General features: G+C 47.1%; 24 protein-coding genes and 1 CRISPR repeat array. Of the genes, 3 read left to right on the top strand and 21 right to left on the bottom strand.

Going from position 1 to position 21,804, the window contains the following annotated elements:
• Positions 1-27: 27 nt before the first annotated feature.
• The 3 genes from EV209_RS08570 to EV209_RS08560 all read right to left on the bottom strand — a co-directional run bounded on the left by EV209_RS08570 (position 28) and on the right by EV209_RS08560 (position 1,859).
• A complete protein-coding gene (locus tag EV209_RS08570; RefSeq protein WP_130435052.1) occupies positions 28-1,098 on the bottom strand; it encodes an undecaprenyldiphospho-muramoylpentapeptide beta-N-acetylglucosaminyltransferase in 1,071 nt (356 codons plus the stop codon).
• Positions 1,099-1,108: 10 nt separating this feature from the next.
• The gene (locus tag EV209_RS08565) at positions 1,109-1,360 is read right to left on the bottom strand and encodes a TIGR03905 family TSCPD domain-containing protein (protein WP_130435051.1); all 252 of its coding nucleotides are present in this window, start codon (positions 1,358-1,360) and stop codon (positions 1,109-1,111) included.
• Between the two features lie 88 nt (positions 1,361-1,448).
• A complete protein-coding gene (locus tag EV209_RS08560; RefSeq protein WP_330520998.1) occupies positions 1,449-1,859 on the bottom strand; it encodes an HIT family protein in 411 nt (136 codons plus the stop codon).
• A gap of 220 nt (positions 1,860-2,079) precedes the next feature.
• On the opposite strand from EV209_RS08560, the gene EV209_RS08555 reads away from it, so the two are divergent.
• Positions 2,080-2,790, top strand: coding sequence for a sensor histidine kinase (locus EV209_RS08555; RefSeq protein WP_130435050.1), 711 nt, complete (start codon positions 2,080-2,082; stop codon positions 2,788-2,790).
• Here EV209_RS08555 and EV209_RS08550 read toward each other — a convergent pair.
• From EV209_RS08550 to EV209_RS08470, 17 genes are all read right to left on the bottom strand, one after another.
• Positions 2,729-3,769 carry a rhomboid family intramembrane serine protease gene (locus tag EV209_RS08550; RefSeq protein ID WP_130435049.1) on the bottom strand — a complete coding sequence of 347 codons (1,041 nt, stop codon included), beginning with the start codon at positions 3,767-3,769 and terminating at the stop codon, positions 2,729-2,731. The two genes, EV209_RS08555 and EV209_RS08550, sit on opposite strands and share 62 nt — an antisense overlap.
• A gap of 31 nt (positions 3,770-3,800) precedes the next feature.
• The gene (locus tag EV209_RS08545; protein WP_165388871.1) at positions 3,801-4,973 is read right to left on the bottom strand and encodes a DUF6382 domain-containing protein; all 1,173 of its coding nucleotides are present in this window, start codon (positions 4,971-4,973) and stop codon (positions 3,801-3,803) included.
• A complete protein-coding gene (locus EV209_RS08540) occupies positions 4,921-5,370 on the bottom strand; it encodes a hypothetical protein (protein ID WP_130435047.1) in 450 nt (149 codons plus the stop codon). Before EV209_RS08540 ends, EV209_RS08545 begins: the two co-directional genes overlap by 53 nt.
• On the bottom strand, positions 5,367-5,795 hold the full coding sequence (locus tag EV209_RS08535) for a prepilin peptidase (protein WP_130435046.1): 429 nt from the start codon (positions 5,793-5,795) through the stop codon (positions 5,367-5,369). The genes EV209_RS08540 and EV209_RS08535 overlap by 4 nt, the downstream gene beginning before the upstream one ends.
• Positions 5,796-5,799: 4 nt before the next feature.
• Entirely contained in the window at positions 5,800-6,696 is an 897-nt protein-coding gene (locus EV209_RS08530) for a TadE/TadG family type IV pilus assembly protein (RefSeq protein WP_130435045.1), read from the bottom strand.
• Between the two features lie 6 nt (positions 6,697-6,702).
• Positions 6,703-8,139: a DUF5702 domain-containing protein gene (locus EV209_RS08525; RefSeq protein WP_165388870.1), complete on the bottom strand. Its 1,437-nt coding sequence runs from the start codon at positions 8,137-8,139 to the stop codon at positions 6,703-6,705.
• Positions 8,129-8,302 carry a Flp1 family type IVb pilin gene (locus EV209_RS08520; protein WP_130435043.1) on the bottom strand — a complete coding sequence of 58 codons (174 nt, stop codon included), beginning with the start codon at positions 8,300-8,302 and terminating at the stop codon, positions 8,129-8,131. Before EV209_RS08520 ends, EV209_RS08525 begins: the two co-directional genes overlap by 11 nt.
• Before the next feature lie 17 nt (positions 8,303-8,319).
• A complete protein-coding gene (locus EV209_RS08515; RefSeq protein ID WP_130435042.1) occupies positions 8,320-9,777 on the bottom strand; it encodes a type II secretion system F family protein in 1,458 nt (485 codons plus the stop codon).
• Positions 9,778-9,783: 6 nt separating this feature from the next.
• Entirely contained in the window at positions 9,784-10,452 is a 669-nt protein-coding gene (locus EV209_RS08510) for a type II secretion system F family protein (RefSeq protein WP_165388869.1), read from the bottom strand.
• Positions 10,433-11,752 carry a TadA family conjugal transfer-associated ATPase gene (locus EV209_RS08505; RefSeq protein WP_130435040.1) on the bottom strand — a complete coding sequence of 440 codons (1,320 nt, stop codon included), beginning with the start codon at positions 11,750-11,752 and terminating at the stop codon, positions 10,433-10,435. Before EV209_RS08505 ends, EV209_RS08510 begins: the two co-directional genes overlap by 20 nt.
• Positions 11,730-12,710 (bottom strand): P-loop NTPase family protein, encoded by a 981-nt coding sequence (locus tag EV209_RS08500; protein WP_130435039.1) that lies wholly within the window; start codon positions 12,708-12,710, stop codon positions 11,730-11,732. The genes EV209_RS08505 and EV209_RS08500 overlap by 23 nt, the downstream gene beginning before the upstream one ends.
• 11 nt (positions 12,711-12,721) lie before the next feature.
• Entirely contained in the window at positions 12,722-13,228 is a 507-nt protein-coding gene (locus tag EV209_RS08495) for a prepilin peptidase (protein ID WP_165388868.1), read from the bottom strand.
• Between the two features lie 454 nt (positions 13,229-13,682).
• The gene (locus EV209_RS08490; RefSeq protein ID WP_243647554.1) at positions 13,683-14,351 is read right to left on the bottom strand and encodes a peptidoglycan recognition protein family protein; all 669 of its coding nucleotides are present in this window, start codon (positions 14,349-14,351) and stop codon (positions 13,683-13,685) included.
• Between the two features lie 61 nt (positions 14,352-14,412).
• Positions 14,413-15,057, bottom strand: a complete 645-nt coding sequence (locus EV209_RS08485; RefSeq protein WP_130435037.1) for a hypothetical protein — start codon at positions 15,055-15,057, stop codon at positions 14,413-14,415.
• On the bottom strand, positions 15,054-16,508 hold the full coding sequence (locus tag EV209_RS08480) for a sensor histidine kinase (protein ID WP_130435036.1): 1,455 nt from the start codon (positions 16,506-16,508) through the stop codon (positions 15,054-15,056). Before EV209_RS08480 ends, EV209_RS08485 begins: the two co-directional genes overlap by 4 nt.
• Positions 16,505-17,164, bottom strand: a complete 660-nt coding sequence (locus EV209_RS08475; protein WP_130435035.1) for a response regulator transcription factor — start codon at positions 17,162-17,164, stop codon at positions 16,505-16,507. Before EV209_RS08475 ends, EV209_RS08480 begins: the two co-directional genes overlap by 4 nt.
• 52 nt (positions 17,165-17,216) lie before the next feature.
• Positions 17,217-18,506 (bottom strand): LCP family protein, encoded by a 1,290-nt coding sequence (locus EV209_RS08470; protein ID WP_130435034.1) that lies wholly within the window; start codon positions 18,504-18,506, stop codon positions 17,217-17,219.
• A 390-nt stretch (positions 18,507-18,896) separates the two neighbouring features.
• Positions 18,897-19,340: direct repeats of the CRISPR family, unit length 34 nt; unit sequence ATTTCAATCCACGAAGCCTACGCAAGGCTTCGAC.
• Positions 19,341-19,681: 341 nt separating this feature from the next.
• Here EV209_RS08470 and EV209_RS08465 point away from each other — a divergent pair.
• Positions 19,682-19,942: a DUF2508 family protein gene (locus tag EV209_RS08465; RefSeq protein WP_130435033.1), complete on the top strand. Its 261-nt coding sequence runs from the start codon at positions 19,682-19,684 to the stop codon at positions 19,940-19,942.
• A gap of 42 nt (positions 19,943-19,984) precedes the next feature.
• Here the strand turns inward: EV209_RS08465 and EV209_RS08460 are convergent, their stop codons facing one another.
• A complete protein-coding gene (locus EV209_RS08460; protein ID WP_243647553.1) occupies positions 19,985-20,596 on the bottom strand; it encodes a TetR/AcrR family transcriptional regulator in 612 nt (203 codons plus the stop codon).
• 154 nt (positions 20,597-20,750) lie between these two features.
• Here EV209_RS08460 and EV209_RS08455 point away from each other — a divergent pair, with 154 nt between their 5' ends.
• A complete protein-coding gene (locus EV209_RS08455; protein WP_130435032.1) occupies positions 20,751-21,749 on the top strand; it encodes an NAD-dependent epimerase/dehydratase family protein in 999 nt (332 codons plus the stop codon).
• Positions 21,750-21,804: the final 55 nt, after the last annotated feature.

The raw sequence follows: 21,804 nt of genomic DNA, 5'->3' as shown, positions 1-21,804 counted from the left end.
TTTTCAGCAAAATACTGTCCCCGACATTTATCGTCCGTTTTCGCAAAAGCCTTCCAAAAGCCCTGAGACCACTTGAACTCCGTCATTTAGCTTGCTGTTTTCCATAGCAGATATATATTTTCTCCGCTCCGCATATACCTTCCGGATTCCGCTCAGCAATGTTTCTTCGTTCAGCCTTTCTTCTTCAATCACATAGGAATATCCCTGCTTCTCAAAGGATTTGGCATTCAGGATCTGATCTCCTCTGCTGGCCGCAGCCGAAAGCGGAATCAGGATATTGGGCTTATGTAATGCCAGAAATTCACAGATGGAATTTGCTCCTGCCCTGGATAATACAATATCTGCGGCCGCCATCAGATCCTTCAGTTCTTTGCTGATATATTCATATTGAACATATCCGTCCAACTTCAGCCCAGGAACTGTCTTACCCTTTCCGCACAGATGGATTACCTGAAAATCCTTCAGCAAATCAGGCAGGATTTTTCGAAGATTTTCATTGATAATTGCAGATCCCAGGCTGCCCCCCATCATGAGGAGCACAGGACGGTTTGCAGAAAGACCGGTAAATTTTAATCCGGCCAGGCGCTCTCCCTGCAGCAGTTCTCTGCGGATCGGCGAGCCGGAAAGCACAGCCTTTTCCTCAGGAAGATGCTTCATTGTTTCCGGAAAATTACAGCATACCTTATCTGCTTTAGGAATACAGAGGCGGTTGGCAAGCCCTGGCGTCATATCAGACTCATGAATCACAATAGGTATGTGATATTTCCTGGCAGCAAATACTACCGGAACAGCCACAAACCCGCCTTTTGAAAACAGCACGTCTGGCCGGTAGGCCTTTACCAGTTTCTTGGCCTCACCATACCCTTTGAGCACCCGAAAAGGGTCTGTCAGATTTTTCAATGAAAAATACCGGCGCAGTTTTCCTGTAGAAATCCCATGATAAGGGATCCCAGCTTTTTCAATCAGCTGCTTCTCAATCCCCTCATAAGAGCCGATATACTCCACCTGGTACCCTTTCTCCTTCAGCGCGGGTAAAAGAGCCAGGTTTGGAGTTACATGCCCTGCAGTTCCCCCGCCGGTAAGCAATACCCTTTTCATCTCCATGCCTCTACTGTCTCTCTTTCTTGTAAGCAATCAGTGCCTTTGCCAGCTGATCCGGGCAGGATGTTCCCTTTCCGCCGCAGTCAATCCCCTGGATTCTGGAAATAGCCTCATCAACATCCATTCCTTCCAGTAAACGGGCGACTCCCTGGGTATTTCCCGCACAGCCCCCAACAAAATTCACTTTCTTTATAGTATTCTCATCAATTTCGAACTCAATTGCACGGGCGCATACTCCCTTAGTTTTATATACTTCCATTGCTGTTTATTCCTCCTGCGCTATAATATGCAGAAACCATCATAGCAGATTTCCCTCCTGCTGTACAGTCCTGCTCTTACTGATCCTATCAAAGAAAAGACGCAAGTTTTCCTGCTACTGATTTCAGGGCCTCAGGATCTGACTTTCCCGGTTTCCAGCTCACCACGTCCGGCCCGCCTTCATATCTGGGAATAACATGAACATGGAAATGAAATACCGTCTGTCCGGCGCTTATTCCATTATTCTGCAGCACATTAAATCCAGTGCACCCCAAAGCCTTCTTCATAACCTCTCCGATTCTGGCTGCCAGGGGGAGCACCTTTGCCGCTGTCTCAGCATCCAGCTCAGTTATGTCCGTAAAATGTTTTTTAGGAAGAATCAGAGCGTGCCCTTCAGAAATAGGGTTCAGGTCCAGTATTACTCGAAACTCCTCATCTTCATATACCGTGGCAGAGGGTATCTGCCCTGCTGCAATTTTACAGAAAATACAGTCATTCATATTAATTCTCCTTACCTTTTTTAAGTTTATGGTCTCTTCAAACCTTTCATGATATGATTTTAGCACTTCTTCAAAAAAAATTGAACCCTCTCTCCGCGTTTTTTCAATAATTCGACATCCGGCGCGAATTTTGTCGTACGAAATCATTTGTCCCCTTATAAGATTAATGGTATACTGTCCTAAGATTTTATAGATTAAATGTATTAAAGGACAGACTATTATGGAAACTCCCATCAATATTACCGACAAAGAGAAAAAGGATCCAATATTTTCCGCGCTGACCCATGAACTACGCAATATCCTGACCATGACGTCCTGCTCTATCGACCTGATCGAGCTAAAACACCCTGAAGTAGTTTCTTTCGCCCACTGGTCTGATATTCGGTCGGACTTCCAGACAATGCGCTCGCTTCTCCAGGAGCTGTCAGATTATAATAATTCTGCAATTTTAAACCTGACTCTGGTTGATCTCCCAGCCTTGGTCAGACATATCTGTTCCACCTGTTCGCCATGGCTGCAAAAGCAGGGCCAGACACTGTCTTTGCATGTTGCAGAGCCTGTTCCACTCCTTTCACTGGATTCTACGAAAATCAGCCAGCTGTTAATTAATCTCATTAAAAATGCTTCTGAAGCAAGTTCTGTCGGCGGACATATTCATGTAAGCCTTCATCGCTGCACCGCAACAGTACAATTAAAAGTATCTGATAATGGCTGCGGCATTTCGTCTGAAGAAGTATCCCATGTATTTGAGGCTTATCATACCACCAAACCTGATGGGACAGGGCTTGGCCTGCCGGTATCTGCCAGAATTGCACAGGCGCATGGAGGAATTCTGTCTTATACAAGCAATCCCGGAGGAGGTTCCTGTTTTACTGTCTCGCTGCCCTGTTCCCTGTCCGGAACAGAACTGCTCCCAGCAGAAAACCAGTAATCAGTCCGCCTATATGGGCGCTGTTATTAACTCCCGCAGTGGAAATACCATGGAACAGGGTAAAGCCGATAACAAGAAATAGCTGGTTTCGGCTGATCCCGTCCACATGGCCGCGCCGTCGGAGGAGGATCGCCAGCAAAGCCCCCAGCACTCCAAAAATGGCTCCTGACGCTCCGGCAGACACTACCATAACATCACCTGTATGGATGTTCCATAAAAGCGAGATGGCATTTGCGCCTATTGCGCTCAATAAATAGAGCATTGAATATTTTTTCCACCCCAGCAGCTTTTCCAGCTGGGCTCCTGTGACAAGCAAAACAAGCATATTGTTAAACAAATGCTGAACGCCAAAATGCAGGAACGCGCTGGTAATCAGCCGGAACCACTGTGGATCTGTGAGGAACTCAGATATGCCGAGCCCTCCCCAGTGATAGACATATGCTGCGCTTCTGGTATCCCCCAGCATCTCCATAATTGCAAAAATAAGAATATTCACAGCAATAAGCAGCGTATTAACAGGGGTCACCAATTCTTTCCAGGCTTCAGTTCCTTTTCCTGCCAGCGCTCGTTCAATGCAGTCCCGGGCGGGCCCGTATTCTCCCGGCTGGTTTTCATAGACCACAAGCCTTCTGGTATCTTCGTCCACCAGCCAATAAAAAATGCTGTCTCCTGCCTGTTCTCTGCTCCTGACCACATTATCTGTCAGTATCACCGCCAGCATATTATACTGGGCAAAACTATCTCCGCTGAATCTGCTCCATTCGTTTCTGATATATTCCCCAATACTCACAGATAAACGGTCATAAAAGCCATACCCAAAACGCTCCAGCGCTCCGCCCCTGTCATCAGCCAGGCACAGACATTCCACGGTTCCCCCTGCCTCTTTGAGAAAAAATATAATTTCTTCATTCTGCGTTCTCACCATTGTATATTTTCTGGCAAGTAACTGATCTTTTACAGCAGTCTTCAAGTCTGACATCAGGATTTCACATCCCTTTCTATATGCTGATTCAGACTTTATCACTTAATCCGCTCTCTGTCAAATCAGTTTCAATTTTTTCTTCCTCTTTTGTCTTTCTGTATATAGCCACTACCAGTTCGTCCGTACCATTTGTCATTGAAACAAGCTGATATCTGGTCCTGTCAGTAAAAAATTGTACCGCATTTTTCTCAGGGGATATTGCCATCTCAATCCCTTCCTGCACCGCATGATTTTCATTTTCTTCCGTTCTAATCTCCTTTTTGCCGGATAATTCTGCAGTTCTCTCCGGCTCTTTGATCTTCTCCGGCACTTCTTCCGCCCGGACTTCCTTAACTCCCATACCTTTCCTTATTCCAGCATATTTTAACAGAGCAGCAAATATAAGAACACCGGTACCTGCCAAAAACCATGGGAAATACCTTTGAAAATTTTTCCCTGCGCCGAACAGCAGTTCCCAGGCTGCAGCACACCAAATAATTCCGGTAATCCAAAAGATAAGATGAATTTTTTTAGGGGCGCCGGAGTTTTTCTGTTCCGCAGGCTTAGGTTCATCCTTTTCTTCATAAGTACCGGTTTCTTCTGCTGGCTTTTTTTCTTCCTCCTCTCCTGATGCCTCTGCATGTTCCTCCCTGTTCTCACGAAGCAGTTCCAGCAGCTCTTCCAGATCAAAATCCTGTTGAACTGCAGTTTGATACACTGCATATGCCAGTTTAGCAGCTGCCTGATCCTGATGATCAACTTCTTTAATCATCATTTCTGATAGTGCAAGAAATGATTTTGAAAAGCTCAACTGTTCATCCAGGCGGTAGCAAAAAAACAACTTCGTTCCGGCATGATCCAAAAAAATACATTCCGGCTCTAAAACCAGCTGATGAAAATCCAGCAAAAACTTTTCCAAATTTTCTATCACAGCATGGATTTGCAAAACAATTCTGGTGATTTCCCCGACATTCAGGTCATGCTGCCCTAAATATTGAAGCAGCGCCTGTTTTCCCGTAATATCATAGTAATACTCATTACAGCCGTCTACCTGCCGGAAATTTACTTTTAAAAGCCCTTCTACCTGATTCCCCGTCATCATTTTCAGCTGGTAAGGCGATGCATAGTGTTCTTCTTTTCCCATTATCACCAGATAATTTCTGGTCATTTCATTTCTGTAATGGACCATCATCCTGCCCTTCCCCCCTTCCTTTCCAGGCATAAAGAATCCGTACCGCTTCCGCCGCCTGGGGATGTCCGCAGCATGTTTCAGCGTAAAACAAAATTTGCTTTTTTCCTGATACCAGTTTCCATATACCTGGTATCGGCATCTCAAATTCAGCACTGCAGTTTACTTCTGTGGTCAGCAGCCCTTTACTGATCTCAATCTCCAGAACTCTTGCTCCAAACATTTTTTCTTCTGATGTCTTCCATATTTCCCTGCGCAGTTCCTCTTCCTCTCTCCATGCCAGCTCCCAGCTTTTCTTGGCAGCGATACTTTCCAACACTATTTTGTCATATTGACAGACCGCCAGCATGACCACTGACCAGACAGAAAAGATCAAAACCCACATAATCAGCGCAGCTTCTACTGTGTATGAACCTTTTAACCCTTTCATCCCAACCACCCCGCACAAATTTGGAAGGCTGCCGCTAACAGCAGGCAAGGAGCAAACGGAATTGCTGTTTTTCTGTTCCCCCTGCCAGCGATTAGGACTGTCGCGGACACGCCAGCTGCAAAAATAAGTGCCAGCAGAAGCATTTCCAACATGGAAGCCCAGGTCATAAAACAGCCGCAGGCTCCTATGAGTAGCGCATCACCTATTCCTATGGCTCCATGTGTTATCAAACTTATAACAAGAAAGCACATTGCCACTAGGCTGTTAATTCCCAGATGGTGCCACCCGATCTGTCCCCCGCAAAACAGAATGCCCGCCAAAGCCAGTCCTGTTATCCACACAGGCGGCAGCTTTCTGGTCCGAAAATCCACAACTGCACAGGGTACCGTTAACAGCAGCAGCCCTCCTATCTGTAATATATTCATATTCTCATCCACCCCCGCACCGGCTGCATGGCTTCAGGTTTTCTTCTTCCGCCTCTTTCCGGGTAATCGTCCTGATTCCTCTTGTTAAACCTGAACATGAAATCGTACCGTGATAGCAATCCCCGTCTGACGTGATGAAGGTCCTTCCGGCATGTGCGCCTGTTATGCATCGTTCACAAGGCCGGTACTTTGCTCCGGCATTATTTCTAAGAAATTCCAGTTCAGAAAAATCCACCTCCCTGGCAGACAGATTCAGATGGCTGCAGTTCAGAGATTCATGATACACTGCGCCATAAGAAGTCACATATACCATATCTTCAGAATTATTCTCTCCTGAGCTGAACCCAGACCAAATTTTTCTCCTGCATCTCTGCATACAGTGAATGTACTGATTGCCTAGTATTGGAATGGGAATTTTTACCTGATAAGCGGCAATCAGATCCACCACCTCGTCATCTACTGAAGAGCCGGCGAATGAAATTCCTTCGGCTCCGCCTTTTACTCTTTTTTCCTCCAGCCAATTCCGCCCTACCTTAGAGATCACTGCGGCCCGCAGTCCAAGAACAGTATAGAAGTCTCCGTTAATCCCATTTCCCAGCTGCCCTACCGTCTGCTCCTGCCCCTCCTGTCCAATAACAGCCAACACCGCAGCAGCCTGCTGTACTTCCGCCTCCATTGCCCCCTGCAAACGTAATTTTAGTATCATCACATCTCCCAGCAGCAGCACTGCAGTCATTATAAATAGAAACAGCGGCAGCGCAAAAGCAGTTTCCACTGTAATGCTCCCGGAAGCAAAGACAGATACCCTTTCCCTGCACTTTCTGCGCGCCTGTGCCTGGAGAGCCTCTGTTTTTGCAGATCTTTTTTTGTTTTTCCCTGTATAAATGCCGGAAAAGGGCATCTGTCTTCACCTCCTTGCATAGGAAAAGTAATCCTCAGCAGTTACTTCTGATTGTCCCCGCCTGCCTGCAGTGCCTCTTACTGTGCATCCAGCTGCCCCTGTACAATCAGCGGCACGGAATGTGCTGTCGGTTTGCTGCATGCGCAGCTGTATTACGTCCATCATCCTGTAACACTTATCCTGCCCATCTGCCAGTGCAAGAAGAATTCTAAGATAATCCTGATATTTCAGGCCTTCCAGGGTTTTGTCCTCCCCCAGATCTTCACTGCCCAGGGAGACCAGATTTTCAAGAGCAAAATTCCAGGTGTCCGCACTTTTTAACAGGGGCACTCTTCCTCCCTGAAGCAGAATATGGACATCTGACAACGCCTCCGCATAGGACCATCCAGCCAAAATAAGATATTTTGCCGCACTGATCAGCGCCGGATTTCCTGTCCATCCCAATGCCAGCGCCGCTGCCCCTCCTGCCTGTGCTTTTTTTCCTTCATCCTGCATCAGATACATCAGATTCAAGCCAGATCTGAACCCTGCTATCCGGTTCAGTATTGCATAAAGATTTTCCTCCTCATCTTTTTTTCCTGCCAAAATATATTCTATCTCATACTGCAGACCATCCTCTTGAACCTGATCCGTACAGCAATTTGCCCTTAGCAGGACATATTCGTCAAACAGCAAGGTTCTCACAGGATTTTTAAGAAGATCAAGTCCTTCTGCACCTTCCGGAAGCGCCGTCCTGTAGTCGGCAGACGGAAGCCCGTCTTCCGGAATATTCCGGCCTGAGAGCACTGCGCCATCCGGCTTTACCAGATTCCAAATTCCCTTGCCTGCAAATCTCTCCAGCTGTCCCAGACCGCTTTCCAGTAAAGAATCCTGAACCTCCTGATTGCTGTATCCCGTTTCTACTTCTTCTGTTTTGCTCCAGTCAGTCCCTTCAAATTCTTTCTTCCACCCTTCGGCTTCCGATGCGGAATCCATACCCAGCCCCAGGGTCTCCAGCTGTTCTAACAGTGAAACTGCAAATGCGCCAGGATTGTTGTATTTTAAAAATGCCAGTGCACTATCAACCAGCTGCGTTCCTCCCTGTTCTGACATGCGGAGCTCCTTTAAATAATCATCTTTTTTAATATCAACGCTAAAGAAGCTGTCTCCTGCTGCCGGAAATTCTTTTCCCGGATCGCGCTCGTAATCCAGATACTCCAGAAATTTTCTGTTCAGCTCCTCTTCACTGCCTATAGCGAACATCAGCCCATAGAGTTCCATCAGCTCCCTGGAATAACCTGCAAATACTGATTCCAGGGCAGAGGAGGTATACATTTGCAGCATAGCCTCTGTCCCCCTGAGCCTGGCTGCCTCAAGGAACGATCCAATCATCCCCAACAGCACCGGCAGCAGCAAGCTCAGAAAGACTGTGATCTGCCCTGAAACCTTCCGGTCAATATACATCTGTGGCAGAATCATTGATCTGCCCAAAAATGTTTTTAACCAACTGGATCAGCTGATTCTTAAATATTAAAACTAATCCGATCAGCACCACTAATATCAGGATTACTTCCACTACGCCGACGCCCGATTCATCTTCAAAAAAATCCCTGATTGTATTCCCCATCTGAAAATCCTCCCTTATTAAAATGCCAGAAACGCTGGGACTGTGACTATCACGAGTACCACTCCCAAAAGCATGAACAGCGGCAGCATCATTTTGGAACCAGCCTCCTCCCCTAATTTCCGGGCCAGGTTTTTCCGTTCTTCAAATGCATTTTGAACCTCCTGCAGAAGCATTCCCTGCATACCTCTTGTCCCTTTGGACAGGTTTTGTTCCAGCAGCCCGCTCAGCCTTAAATAAGGATATAGACCACAGCGCCTTCCAAATTCCCCATATGCCCGGTTTTCTCCTGCTCCCTGCCTGATCTGGTTCACCATAAGCACAACTTCTTCATAAACATAGTTTTTCTTTGAGATCCCTTCTTTCAATTTTTTCTGGTAATCATCTGCCAGGCGCTCCCAGGCGCTTCGCATGGTCAGTCCGGCCCCTGTCAGTACCGCAAGCTTACTGACCATACCCGCATATCCGTTTCTCAGCTGCCGTTCTCTCTCCTGATACCGCCTCCTTATTTTCCCTGCAGGAATCCAAAAGCCAATACCGGCTCCGGCCGCTGCCAGCAGCACCAGAGCCCCTCCAGGATTTTCCTGAAAGTGTGTATATGTGAGCCGGCCCCCCTCCAACTCTTCCGGCAGATATATCTCCTTTGCAGCCGGATCTTCTTCCACAGCCTTCTTTAACAGTGATTCCAGTTTTTTCCTCATTTTTTGATTTTCAGTTTGTTCAGCCGGCACAAGACGTACCGGAAATTGGTATGTTTTTTCCGTTTTTTTATATCGCAGCATTAGAGTTAAAACTGTCACAGTGCCTGTCTCCGGAAGCTCGTCTGTCAATAGTTCTCCCGTAAAATCCATTAATTCCGGATTTTGAGGATACCAGTCTGCCCGGATATTTCCTGAGACCCTGTCAGGAAGCAGCAGATCGCCTGATACCTGATCCAGGGATGGATGCCCATTTAAAATACTTGTTTTCAGCTGTTCTGCCGTCTTATCTAAAAGAGTCTCAAGTTCTCCATCAGAGGGTTCGCGGCCCCGAACCTGTACTTCCACCACCTCCTTTTCATCATTTATACCTTCTACCTGAAGCAAATAGCTCTGTTCCCCGTCTCCAATATCCCCACGCTGCAGAACAGTCACATTTTCTTCCCTGCCCATAAATGATCGGGCCGCAGCAAACAAAAAGAGCAAGATAAACAGCATACACCAGGCCCCTGCCACACATTTCTGAAATGGCGGGTTTCCTTTTCCATTGCCCGATTTTTCTCCACAGCGTTCCACTGCTATCTGCTGTTCCCGCATCCCGGCAGATATTCTGCCGGCTGCTGCAACATTTTTTTCCAGCCAGTCTCCCAGCGGGTACAACAGGCCCAGCGTCTGTTTTTCTATCCCCTCTCTCTTTCTTTTCCTTAAATTTGTCACGACCACAGGCAGAATGATCAGCGCCAAGCAAATAAACTCCATATCCAGTCCTTTCATTATCATTATGTCTCACACGGAAATTTCTGTAATTCTTCTGCCCATTGCACAGGCGCCCAGATATACTGCTAAGCAGGCAGTCATGACGCATCGGCCCATTGCCCCTTCATACATCACCCCCAGTAATTCCGGGGCGCTAAAATTCAAATATAGCAATATACCCACCGGAACCCAATTCATAATACGCAGCTCCAGTTTCCGGGACGCGATCAGTGTCTGGATCTCCTGTTCCGTCCGGATTTTCTCTCCTATCTGTTCTGCAGTACGTTTCAAATTCCCCGAAAAATCACCTCCTGTCTTTTTGAGCACTGCAAAAATCTGTGCAAAATCTTCCACATCTTCCAGTCCGCTCTCTCTCCCAAAATCAAGCCATGCACTCTCCAGGCTTTTACCCAAGCCCATCCTGTTCTTCATCCTGCTCAGTTCTTTACAAATCAGACTGCTGCTTCCCCATAACTGCTTCATCTCCTTTTCCGCTTCCTCCATTCCATTTTCCACGGAAAATCCCGCAGATAAGGAACCCGAAAGGGAAAGCGTCATATCCCTGAACTGCCGGCGCAAAAGTTCCTGGCGCTTCATACTGTATTTTTTCTTTCCTTCGGACAAATACCAGATCAGCCAGGGACTGCAGACCAGGGGAGCCCAGAAACTATGATAAAACTCATAGGTGACTGCCGTCATCAGAATGATTCCCTGAAACAGGCAGCGCAGGAACTCCTCTGCATTCCACCCTCCGCAGCTGTTCCTGCAGCCCGGCCGCCTGGAGCTTGGCCGTATTTTCCAATCGGCGCTCCGTCCTTTCCAATTTTCCTTCCACTTTCCCATTTTTCTCACCCGATTCCCGAAAAATATATAGTTCCCCCAGACCTATTCCTCCTTCATGCAGCCCAGTTACTTCTTCGATAGACAGTACCTTTCTGGTCCGGTCCCGTAATCTTCCCAGGTGTACCATTATGTCCAGCGCAGAGGCAATCTGCCCTCTCACTGCCTGCAGCGGCAGATCCATCCCCATCAGCACCATTGTTTCAATTCTGGACAGCATATCTCTGGCAGAATTGGCATGTCCTGTGGAAATAGAACCATCATGCCCTGTGTTCATAGCCTGAAGCAGATCAAGCGCTTCCGGTCCGCGAATCTCTCCGATCAGCAAACGGTCGGGACGTGCCCGCAGCGCCGTACGCACAAGATCCCTGATGGTTATTTCCAGCATACCGTCCATATCCGCGCTCCTGGCTTCCAGTCTAACCAGGTTTTGAATGCCTTTCAGCTGAAGTTCTGCAGAGTCTTCTATGGTAATCACCCTCTCATCCGATGGAATATAGGCGGATACTGCATTCAGAAATGTTGTCTTGCCGGAGCCGGTCCCGCCGCTGATAAAAATGTTGTAACCCGCTCTCACCAGAATTTCCAGAAATGCCGCGGCCTCTTCCGTAATAGATCCCAGGCAGATCAGCTCTTCCATCCCAATGGCATGAAACGGAAATTTTCTGATTGTCACCACCGGACCGTCCAGGGCGGCGGGAGGCAGAACAATATTTACTCTGGAACCGTCCGGCAGTCTGGCGTCCGCTATAGGAGAGCGGGCATTCACCTGTCTGTTTATACCGGAGACAATTTGCTGAATAATATTTTCCAGCCTTTCCGAGGATGTAAAAGCCTTGTCACAGCGTTGAATTTTTCCTTCTTTTTCCACAAAAATTCTGTCATAACCATTGACCATAATTTCGGATATGCTGTCATCCTCCAGAAGCGGGCTTAAAACATCCAGTCCCCGAAAATAATGAAACAGTTCTCTGCTCAGCTCTGCCTTTTCCACAGCTGTGATGCAGATATCTCTGCTTTCTTCCGTCATAACCCGGGCAATCATATCCCGCAGTTCAGAATCCTCCGGCATCGCGGCAGGGTCCAGCCGTTTTTCTACTTTCTCCGCCAGATATCCTCGTATATCCTGACCTTTTCTAGCAAAGTCTGCTGCGCACATAGTCTCCAAATTCCCCCCAAACCAGTTGATCCAGATAGACCTCGCCCCCGCCAAAACAATGGCTGTAAGGCAGCTTCAGCTTTTCTGTTCGGAGCATCACCTCTTCTTTCCCCGCCTGCAGCATATATCGTTCATATTCCCGAAGCTTTGCCAATGATACTGTGTCTTCCTTTACCGGCATGTAAATCCTGCTGCAGCATTCCAGAATGTGAGCCACGTCAGTAACAAACCCGCCCACGTCTATTACACTGCACTGATATGCCCCGGACTGCTCCAGCAGATCCAGTACCGCATTTAAATCTCCCGCTGATACCTGATGAAGATCTTCCGGGCATCTGGCTGAGGCCAGATAATCAAGACTGTGATGTGTTCTCAGCATGGAATGAATTTTGGATTGGAGATCCCCCTGACGGAAAAAATAAAGCGCATCAGACAGATCTTCCTCTCCTTCTCCCCCCAGGATGGACGACAAACCTGAAAATGCATCCAAACTACAGTATACTGTCTTTTTTTCTCTGGACAGCATTTCTCCTAAAACCAGAGATAAGGAGGTCTTCATACAGCGGCCCAGCGGTGAATACACTGCAATCCGTTCTGTGGACCGGCATACCGCGCAGGATATTTCCTCCTGACTTCCATATGCCTGCACCACTTCCCGGATAACGCTGTCTGATGATTGGTACTTGTAAATTGCAGGATACCGGCTCAGTTCCTTCAGCACATCGCCTTCCGTCAGAAGCATGATCTGTCCGATATCTTTTCTCAGTATTTCTTCAGAAATCACATTTTGACTGATCAGCAGCACATCCACATGGCGTTTATCCAAATAGCTGACCAATGCCTGCCTGGAGGTAAACGCAACCATCTGAAAAGGATGGCTGGTCCTGGTATTCAGATAGGATGTAAGCCTGTCCCCATAGGCGGTATCTGTATCGTAAACTGCCAAAATTCTTTTCACTCTATCCCCCCTCAGAAAAACAAATAGCAGAAAAATCCGGCCGCCACTGCTCCGGAAAAGCAGATTGATGCCTTATTCCTGTCCTGTACAGGCACATCATAAGGAGTCCATGTTCTACATAAAACAGCTCTCCGGCAATGGCCTATAAAACAGCGCAGCCTGCTGATGAGACTCCGCTGCAGCAGCATCCTGACCAGTCCATATACAGCTCCCAGCAGCAGAGACCATAATGCAATCCGAACATATGCCTTCAGGCCGAAATATCCTGCGCCAAGCCCCAGAAGTTTACCATCACCTCCCCCCAGCGCCCCAACGCGGAACAGTAAAACAAATGGAACAAATCCAATAAAAGTTCTCAGCGGAAACAAAATAAACTGAATCAGGCCCCCGCGCCCCCATGAAAGTACCAGGCCGCAGACGGCTGAAAACCACAGCACTTCCGAAGGAATCCTTCTGCATCGGATATCCCACAGAGCGCTCACCATTAAAGTGATCAGAAATGTAATATGAAGTGCCAAGCTCATTCCCCCCATAAAAACGTACGCAAAATCCCCCTTGCAATTTCTTTTAATTTTAACAAGATAATAGTAAATTGGCCGAGACAGCCAGGACGGATCATTCCGCCAGAGCAGCATATGCTGCAAGAAGAGGCAGGCGCCTCAATAGGAAATATGAATTGTGAGTATCATTTTACTCCGTTATTTTAATAAGTCAATACCCTGTAACAATCTGTAACTCTTATGAAAAATTCCCTGCAAAAGACGAACTGTAAAAAATCCCACGAACAGGATTTCCCGCCTGCGGCGTGTCGCACAAGCGACATAATTCCTTATGCCGCAGTGCGATCCTCCGAAGGATTTTGCTGCATAGGAAGAACAGTTTCCTATGCAATTAAAAATCAGGTTATCTTCTGACACCCGCTTTCCTACGGTTCCTGGCACAGGACTATAATTATTTCCTGGTATTGTTTTATCATGCACTTGCCAGAGCTTTTCCCACATCTTTCAGGAACTGCTCCCAGGCATCCTCATGCTGAACAAAATATCTAGGGCATTCTTTCCCGGTCACATCATAATGACGGATCACATCTTTTTCTGTCAAGCCATAGGTCTGACACAGCCATGCTACCAGCTTTACTTCCGCGCGGTAAGTAGCTTCCGTGTATTTTCCAGTCTCATCCGGATGGCAGGTTTCTATTGAAATCGTATCCTTGTTTCTGAAGTTGCTGGCCGAAGACTTTTCGTCCAAAGGTACGCATTGAATAATTTCACCATTCAGTCCCACTACAAAATGCGCGCTCACCTCTGCCTGATCACCGGCAAAAAAATCCCGGTTGTTCTGGGCTGTGGTACCGGGATTCCCAACATAATGGAGCACAATATTTTTTACTCCTTCCAATTTTTCTCCCCTGCGCGCCACGCCGTGCACAGGAATGATCTGAACATCCACCCAGTCCGGAACTTTCACCTGTTTTCCCTTGCCGGCTGCTTCGGTTCCTACCGGCAGCTTTTCCCTGGTGCTCTCCACATAGGACTGGCTGGGTGTCATGCTCCCCTGCAAAGCTTCTTTCTTACCGCAGCCGGACAGCAGAACAGCAGCAGCAAGAATCATTCCCCATTTAATTCTGTTTTTCTTTTGCATAAAACAGGCCTCCTCATCATTGAATAGTTTGATTCTATCAGCCCGTTCCATCATATTTGCATCACTCTGTCATATCAAGCAATCCCTGTGAATCGTAATACTTTTTCAGGAAATCATACCCTGTTTCTGAATTTTGTCCTCCGAATATGCCCACGATCTTTCCCGTTTTATCATCCAGCCAGCCGTCCCATTGCCACCCGTCAATAATAATTGAAAAATTCCAGACCCAAAACTGCCTTTTTAATTCCTCGCTGTCACAGAACAGCACAGGACGCGCCTGCCAGGTGACAGCGGATGATATTGCTTCCTGCGTATCCCCATCATTAACCGTATATTCTCCTTTCACCTTCAAAGGTCCGTTTCCCCACTGAATAAAATCCTGAATATTTTCTAATATTACCGCAGGAAAACTGTCATAAGAATTTTCAAGCTTGTCTTTATCGGGGCGAACCTCAACATACGCCATGACCAAACCAGTTTCATTGACAATCTTCATCTTTTCTTCCAAAGTAAGCGGAATCTTTTCAGGGTTCTCTGAAAGCGCCAGCTCAATGGGCTTCAAATCAGACAGGACCATCTCCTGTTCTCTCATGCCGTCCTGCATAGAAAAGACTTTTCCAGGCAGTTCTATGCTGCCCCAGAACAAAATCCCAATTCCGGCGGCCATCCCTGCCGCCGCCAGTACTTTTTTCCAGATCCGATTCATCTTCCGGCTCCTCTCAGACCAATTACAGTGCAATCCTCCGGAGAGTTTTGTGATATAGGAAAAATCAGGCGTACACGCATTCCTTTTCCAGGTCTGCTGTCAAAACTCATCCTGGCCCCATGAAGCCTGACAATTTCAGCACAAACAGACAAGCCAAGCCCGACGCCTCCCTGGCGGCGGCTGCGTGACTTATCTTCCATATAGAAAGCTTCTGTCAGTTTCGGCAATTCTGACTGCTCCATCCCTCTTCCGTCATCTTTTACCTCGGCTGTAACAGCGTTATTTTCCTCCAAAATCCGTACCCAGATATTCCCACCCTTCTGGCATGCCTTTCTGGAGTTATCGATCAGATTTAAAAAAACAGTTTCCATCAGTTCTTCATCTCCATACAAAGCGGCGCCCTCTGGTGAAATATCTATATACAGGTGTAAATTCTTTTCCGAAAGCACTGGTTTTAGAAGGGCAGAAAGATGCTCCAAAAAAGTCCCTGCGGCAATTTTCTTTTTCTCAATCTGTCCTTGCTTTAACAGAATAATTTCCAGAAGCTTAGCAGATAAATGTTCCAGACGTTTTCCCTCTGAAAAAATATATCCCGCAGCTTCCACCGTAAATTCAGGATCATTTTTATGAAGGCGCAGCATATCGGCATAACCTATGATTGAAGTGAGCGGCGTTTTCAATTCGTGTGCGAAATTTCCGATAAATCGTTCCTGCTGCTCATTTTTCTCCTGCAGGCGGGAAAAATCTTCTTCCAAATGCTCCGCCATCTGGTTGATGTCTAAAGCCAGCATCCCCAATTCATCTTTTCTCCTTGCTCCGGCCCTTGCTTCCAGATTTCCTCCCGCTATTTCCCGGGCAACTTTTGACAGCCTGCTGACAGGCCCGGCAATCCAGAAAGAGATTAAAAGGCTCACCAATGCTGTTCCTGCTGCCGCGCCCAGAACAATCCACCGGTAAATCCGGACCAAATTTTCACGATCAGCAAAGATTCCGTTTACATTTCTCCAATTCTCCACATAGAGAACTGTGCCGTTTACAGTCAAAGAACTGACTGTTCTTAAATTCCAGTTTTCCCCAGTCTGGCTCATTGTCTGCATCATTTCTTCCGTATCCGGCAATTCTTCCGGCAATTCTGCAGGACAGCCTGCCTGCTCATAAAGCACACTGTCTTTTTCACGGATACGCACAAAAGCGTCTTTCTCAGGAGAATCTGACAGTTCCTTCATCACATTTTGAACTGTTTCCTTCCGATTTTCCCACTGATCCGTCTGAACAGAAGCCAAAAGCGCAGCAACAGAGGCGCGCATCAGCTGATTCTGGCTCTCTGCGCTCTGTTTTTCACGGTTCAACGTACTATGAAAAGTAACAGATATTAAAAAGGTGGCGCCTAGGCTGAATGTCAGCAGCACCACCAATAGCATGGCAAAAAAAATCTTCCAGCGCAGTTTCAACGGTGCACCTCCAGTCTGTATCCCACCTTGTAAACTGGCACGATTTTGTTTTCCCAGCTCAGTTTCCTTCTCATGCGCTGGACATGTAGGTCAACGGTTCTGCTGTCCCCCTGATATTCGCCTCCCCAAACCTGTTCATAAATGCGTTCGCGGAAAAGTGCAATTCCCGGATTCTGAAGAAACAGCACTAAAATTCCATATTCTTTCTGAGTTAAGGAAACAGCGTCTCCGTCTTTTGTTACCGTTCTGGAAAGTAAGTCCACCTCTACTCCATCCATAGAAAGACTGGAATCCAGTTTATGGCACCTCCTCAGCACTGTTTCCACTCTGGCCAGCAGTTCCATGATTTCAAAGGGCTTCCCCAGATAATCATCCGCGCCCAACCGCAGGCCTTTGATCCGGTCCTTAACATCTGACTTCGCAGTCAGAAAAATGACAGGCACGCCGGTAGGGCGGATATATTCCATCAGCTCAAACCCGCTGATTTCAGGCAGCATAATATCCAACAGCACCATATCAAAATTCTGCTGTTCCAGCAAAATAGCAGCCTCTGCCCCATCATAAGCGCAGACACACTGATAACCCGCTCCGGACAGACTATATTCAATCAGGCGGGAGATGGGCTTTTCGTCTTCCACAATTAAAATACGATTCATCACAAACCTCCGTCTCCCCCTGATTATACATCTTTTTCCCATCAAACCTGCATCATTGGACTCCTGTATCGGAAATTATGCGCTGCGAAATCTGCTGTACTTTTGCAGAAGGCGTATATTCCAGGCCAGGGAACATTTCCTCGTGGAGCCTTGTCACGTTAGAAAGCAGGGTTTTTGGTACTACGCAGTCATTTTTCCCGGGAACCGTCATCGCAACTTTATCATAAGGAAAGCCCATGCTTGTGCCTAAATGATAACGGAACAGGTTCAGCCCCATCCAGGTCATCTCGCCCCCTGAAAGTGAGGTGGAAACCTGGGGAAGGATTTCATCCACCAGCCGCATCAATGTTCCCACACCTGCATGCTTCATTTTGGTAAACATCTGAGACAGAACTGTCCTCTGTCTCTCCGTGCGCTGGTAATCCATGCCGATATAGCGGATACGGCAGTAAGATACAGCCTGTACTCCGTCCAGTGTCTGCAGCCCGGGCTGAGCCAACTGAGTGGTGGGGATTCCGGTACTTGCTGAAGTTTCTGTACAGTAGCCGTTCAGATAGGGCAGTTCCTCAGCAGTCACATCAATTTCCACGCCTCCTAAAATATTGATGGCGTTTGCCACAGCCGCCCAGTTTACGGCAACATAGTCTTCAATATCCAGATCCAGATTCCGGTTCAGGGCGTTCATAGCCTCTTCCGGGCCATAGTAGTAAAAGCCTTCTGTCAGTTTTCTGTACATATCGTCTGCTTCATTTACATTTAGATAAGTATCCCTGTACACGGAAATCAGCCTGATCTCCCCTGTTAAATTGTTAATGCTCAGCACAATATCTGTATCCGCGTGCATTTCCTTGCCGATCCTGGAACCGTCCCGGGCATCCACACCGAATAAAGCGATATTAGTGTATCCTTTGAGGTTTACAGGCTTCCCATCCGCCATGGTATTTTTCACGATCTGATCATCTGAAATGGATGCCCGCTGCATCTTGGACAGTTTGCTCCAAATCAGGCCTCCTGCGGCTACTACGAGCAGCAGAAGAATCAAAAAAATCAGCATAAAAACTCTTCTGATCCGGCGGCGGCGTCTCTTTTTCTTCATTCTTTGCTGTGCCTCCCGCCGGGCCTCCCGCTCTGCTCTTTCTCTGGCAGCTGAACTTTTCCGGGGTCTTGCGGCGCGGTTGCCGCTGCGCTGCCCGTCCCTGCTCCCATTGCCTGAAGGCTTGTCCTGGCGGCGTTTTTGCTGCGGAGCATCCATCTGGTATATTTCCTGCCCGCCGGGATATTCCTCCTGTTCAGACTCGTATTCTTCAATTTCTGTTTCTTCTAATTTGTCATCATCCCACATAAAATTTCCTCCTTTTACCAAACTGTTGCTCTATATGCGAATTTTCAATGCTCCGTTATGCCCGGGCGGCAGAGGATAAGGGCCGGGGATGGGATTTCTATCATCCCGCATAACGGAACGGAGGCGGCATTTGCTCAGCAGCGATGCAACTATCCAGCGCTTATATTATCAGGAGCGCTGTGCTTTGCTTGCTTAAGTACAATGTCATTCACATTATACCATGCCTTCCTCATTTTCCAAAATTAATTTTTTCTTTACTGTTCTTACTTTTTCCTGAATTTTAATAATTATTAATTTTTATCTAAAAAACTTTGGTTTTATAAATATTAAAATCCAGAACCAGTGCAAAGCTTCAACATGGTAAATGCATTAATGGTAAAAACCTCCAAAATTTCAATCCGCGAAGCCTATGCAAGGCTTCGACTGGGAGGTGATAAATCATGCTTGACTGGATTTTTATTTCAATCCACGAAGCCTACGCAAGGCTTCGACGCGCAGAGATATGAGTGATATTACATTATCACTATTTCAATCCACGAAGCCTACGCAAGGCTTCGACTTGAGCATATTATTCAGGAATTGTATTGTGTGAGAATTTCAATCCACGAAGCCTACGCAAGGCTTCGACGATCAAGCCCGGGAGGGGTACTCCTTAGAAACGCAGATTTCAATCCACGAAGCCTACGCAAGGCTTCGACAAAGTACAGTGTTTTTACTAATATGGATTATTCTATTTCAATCCACGAAGCCTACGCAAGGCTTCGACTCTATCCGCACCCGATCGATCATATAGACCCGCTATTTCAATCCACGAAGCCTACGCAAGGCTTCGACAGCAAACGAGCACAATTATCATTCCCTCTGCGCCCTGCCTATTGTTCAATATTACCACATTCGAAAGAGATCATCAATACACATTCCTCTTTTTCACCCTTTTGTCGTCAAATATACTCATCTTATCAGGTGCGAATCCCCCTGGGAAATCATGTTCACTTGTGGTTCGCACCGTCGGTTCCTTCCTTTATATTGTAAATCTTTCATTTTTTACATCCCTGCATCCCTATCACCCTGCTGCAAGAAAAAATAAAAATACCGCACAGGACATATTTCCCTGCCTGTCCTCATATGTTTTAGCAGGACAATAACAAAAATCAATCATAACAGGAGGATTTGCCATGTTACCTCGCCCCAGAGCATTATCCGCTAAAAAAGCCGCAGCCCGCCAGGAACAGCTGAGACGTCTGGATTTCCGCCGGGAACTTCTTTCCGCCCGGGAAAGCCTGGCGCTGGCCCAGAACCATCTGGATCAAGTCACTGATCCGGAAATGATCGACTGCTGCATTTATCAGATCAATGCGGCGCAGCTGCATTACCAGGTCCTTCTGAAACAGGCCCGGGCAAACTCTGATATCATCTCCAGGGAATTGATCGACTGATCCCATCCAATTGAAAAACAGATGAAACCCGCATGCTGAGGATTATATGCGGCCGACAGGCCACTCCGGCTTTCTGCCGCATAAAAATCCCATTCCGCTGGTCATCATACATTCCGCCATTTCCGCAACTTCTTCCGGCGCGGCTGTCATTCCGTCCGCCAGCCATTTCTGCAGGATACCGATACAGCCGGAACTTGCAAAAGCATAGAAGTATTCAATCTGTCTAGGCGTAGTGTTCTGAAAATACCGCGAGTAGCTTTCCACACATATTTCCCTGCCAATCTGAAGAAGTTTCAGCGCAAAGGCCTTATCCCCATATGGTCCCAGGGTAACTGTGCACAGATCAGAATTTTCTTTCAGACAGCGGAACACTTCCGTAGTAATCCTCACCGGAGTCCTTTGCGCTTCATCCATTTCCTCTAAGGGTTCCAGAGCCTGGCGGAACCCCTGCAGCATATCTTCTTCTATATCCTCCTTCAGTTTATAAATATCTGAATAATGGCTATAAAAAGTCCCCCTGTTCAAGCCTGCCTCCTCACACAGTTCCTTTACGGAAATGCTCTGAATGGGTTTTTTCTCCAGCAAGCTCAGAAATGCTTTTCGAATCAGCATTTTTGTAACCTTTATTCTGTGGTCATTTATTAACTTTTTCAAAACTTCCGCTCCTTTTCAACACCTGATGTATAGTTTGTTCAAAAATCGGGCATCAGGCTAATATCTGATGGTTGCAGCCATCTGCTGTTCTTATTATAATACAGATAAGAAAGTAAATCAACAGTGTGTTTGTTATTTGAAAGAGGTGTCTATTATGAAGAAACTTTATATTGTCACAGGGGCTAATGGCCATTTGGGAAGCACGCTTCTGCGCTCTCTGGAGCATCAGGACTGCCAGGTCCGCGGCCTGGTTCTGCCGGACGAAGCAGTTCAAAACCACGGTAACATCACCTACTTTAAAGGGGATGTCCGGGATTCCTCCACTCTGTCCCCCCTGTTTGAAAATACTGAGGGTTTCCAGGTTACTGTATTCCATACCGCAGGATTAATTGATATTTCAAAGGGACTTACCAGAAAAATGGAAGAAATTAATGTGGAGGGAACCATTAGAATTGCTGAGATGGCGCTGAAATACAAGGTATATCGTTTTATCTATGTCAGTTCGGTACACGCGATTCCAGAAAAAGGCATAAAGGGAACCCTGAAGGAAATCCGGCATTTTACGCCTGCCTCGGTGGTAGGAGGATACGCCAAAACAAAGGCTGCCGCTACACAGGCTGTTCTGAATCTGGTTCCCCTGGGCCTGAATGCGGTGGTCGTCCAGCCATCCGGAATTTTGGGGCCCTATGACAGTTCCAGAAATCATCTGGTTCAAATGGTGTCAGATTATCGGAAAGGCCGCCTTCCCGCCTGTGTCCGGGGCGGTTATGATATTGTAGATGTGCGGGACGTGGCCCAGGGATGCCTGCTGGCGGCAGAAAAAGGAAGGACCGGGGAGTGTTATATCCTGTCCGGAAAATACTACGATATCAAAAGCATTCTGTCCCTTGTCCGGGAAATTGAAGGAGGACGCCGCCTGCCGGTACTGCCGATTTGGATGGCGGAAGCCTTTGCTCCGCTGTTTGAATGGATATCAAAACGAAGAAAAGAACGTCCTTTATATACCCGCTACTCTCTGTACACACTGAAAAGCAACAGCAAATTTTCTCATGACAAAGCTACCAAAGAGCTGGGATACTGGCCCCGCAGCCTGAGAACCACAATTGCTGATACCCTGCAATGGCTGAAAGCGCCTGAGACCGCCGTTTTGTGAACCAGATCCGATTTTCTGCCTAAGTAAGGGCTTTTTCATATCGTTCATTTCTCAT

The organism is Cuneatibacter caecimuris, assembly GCF_004216775.1.
Taxonomy (GTDB): Bacteria; Bacillota; Clostridia; order Lachnospirales; family Lachnospiraceae; genus Cuneatibacter; species Cuneatibacter caecimuris.
The sequence above is the reverse complement of the archived record's forward strand: the minus strand, read 5'-3'. Positions and strand labels throughout refer to the sequence as shown.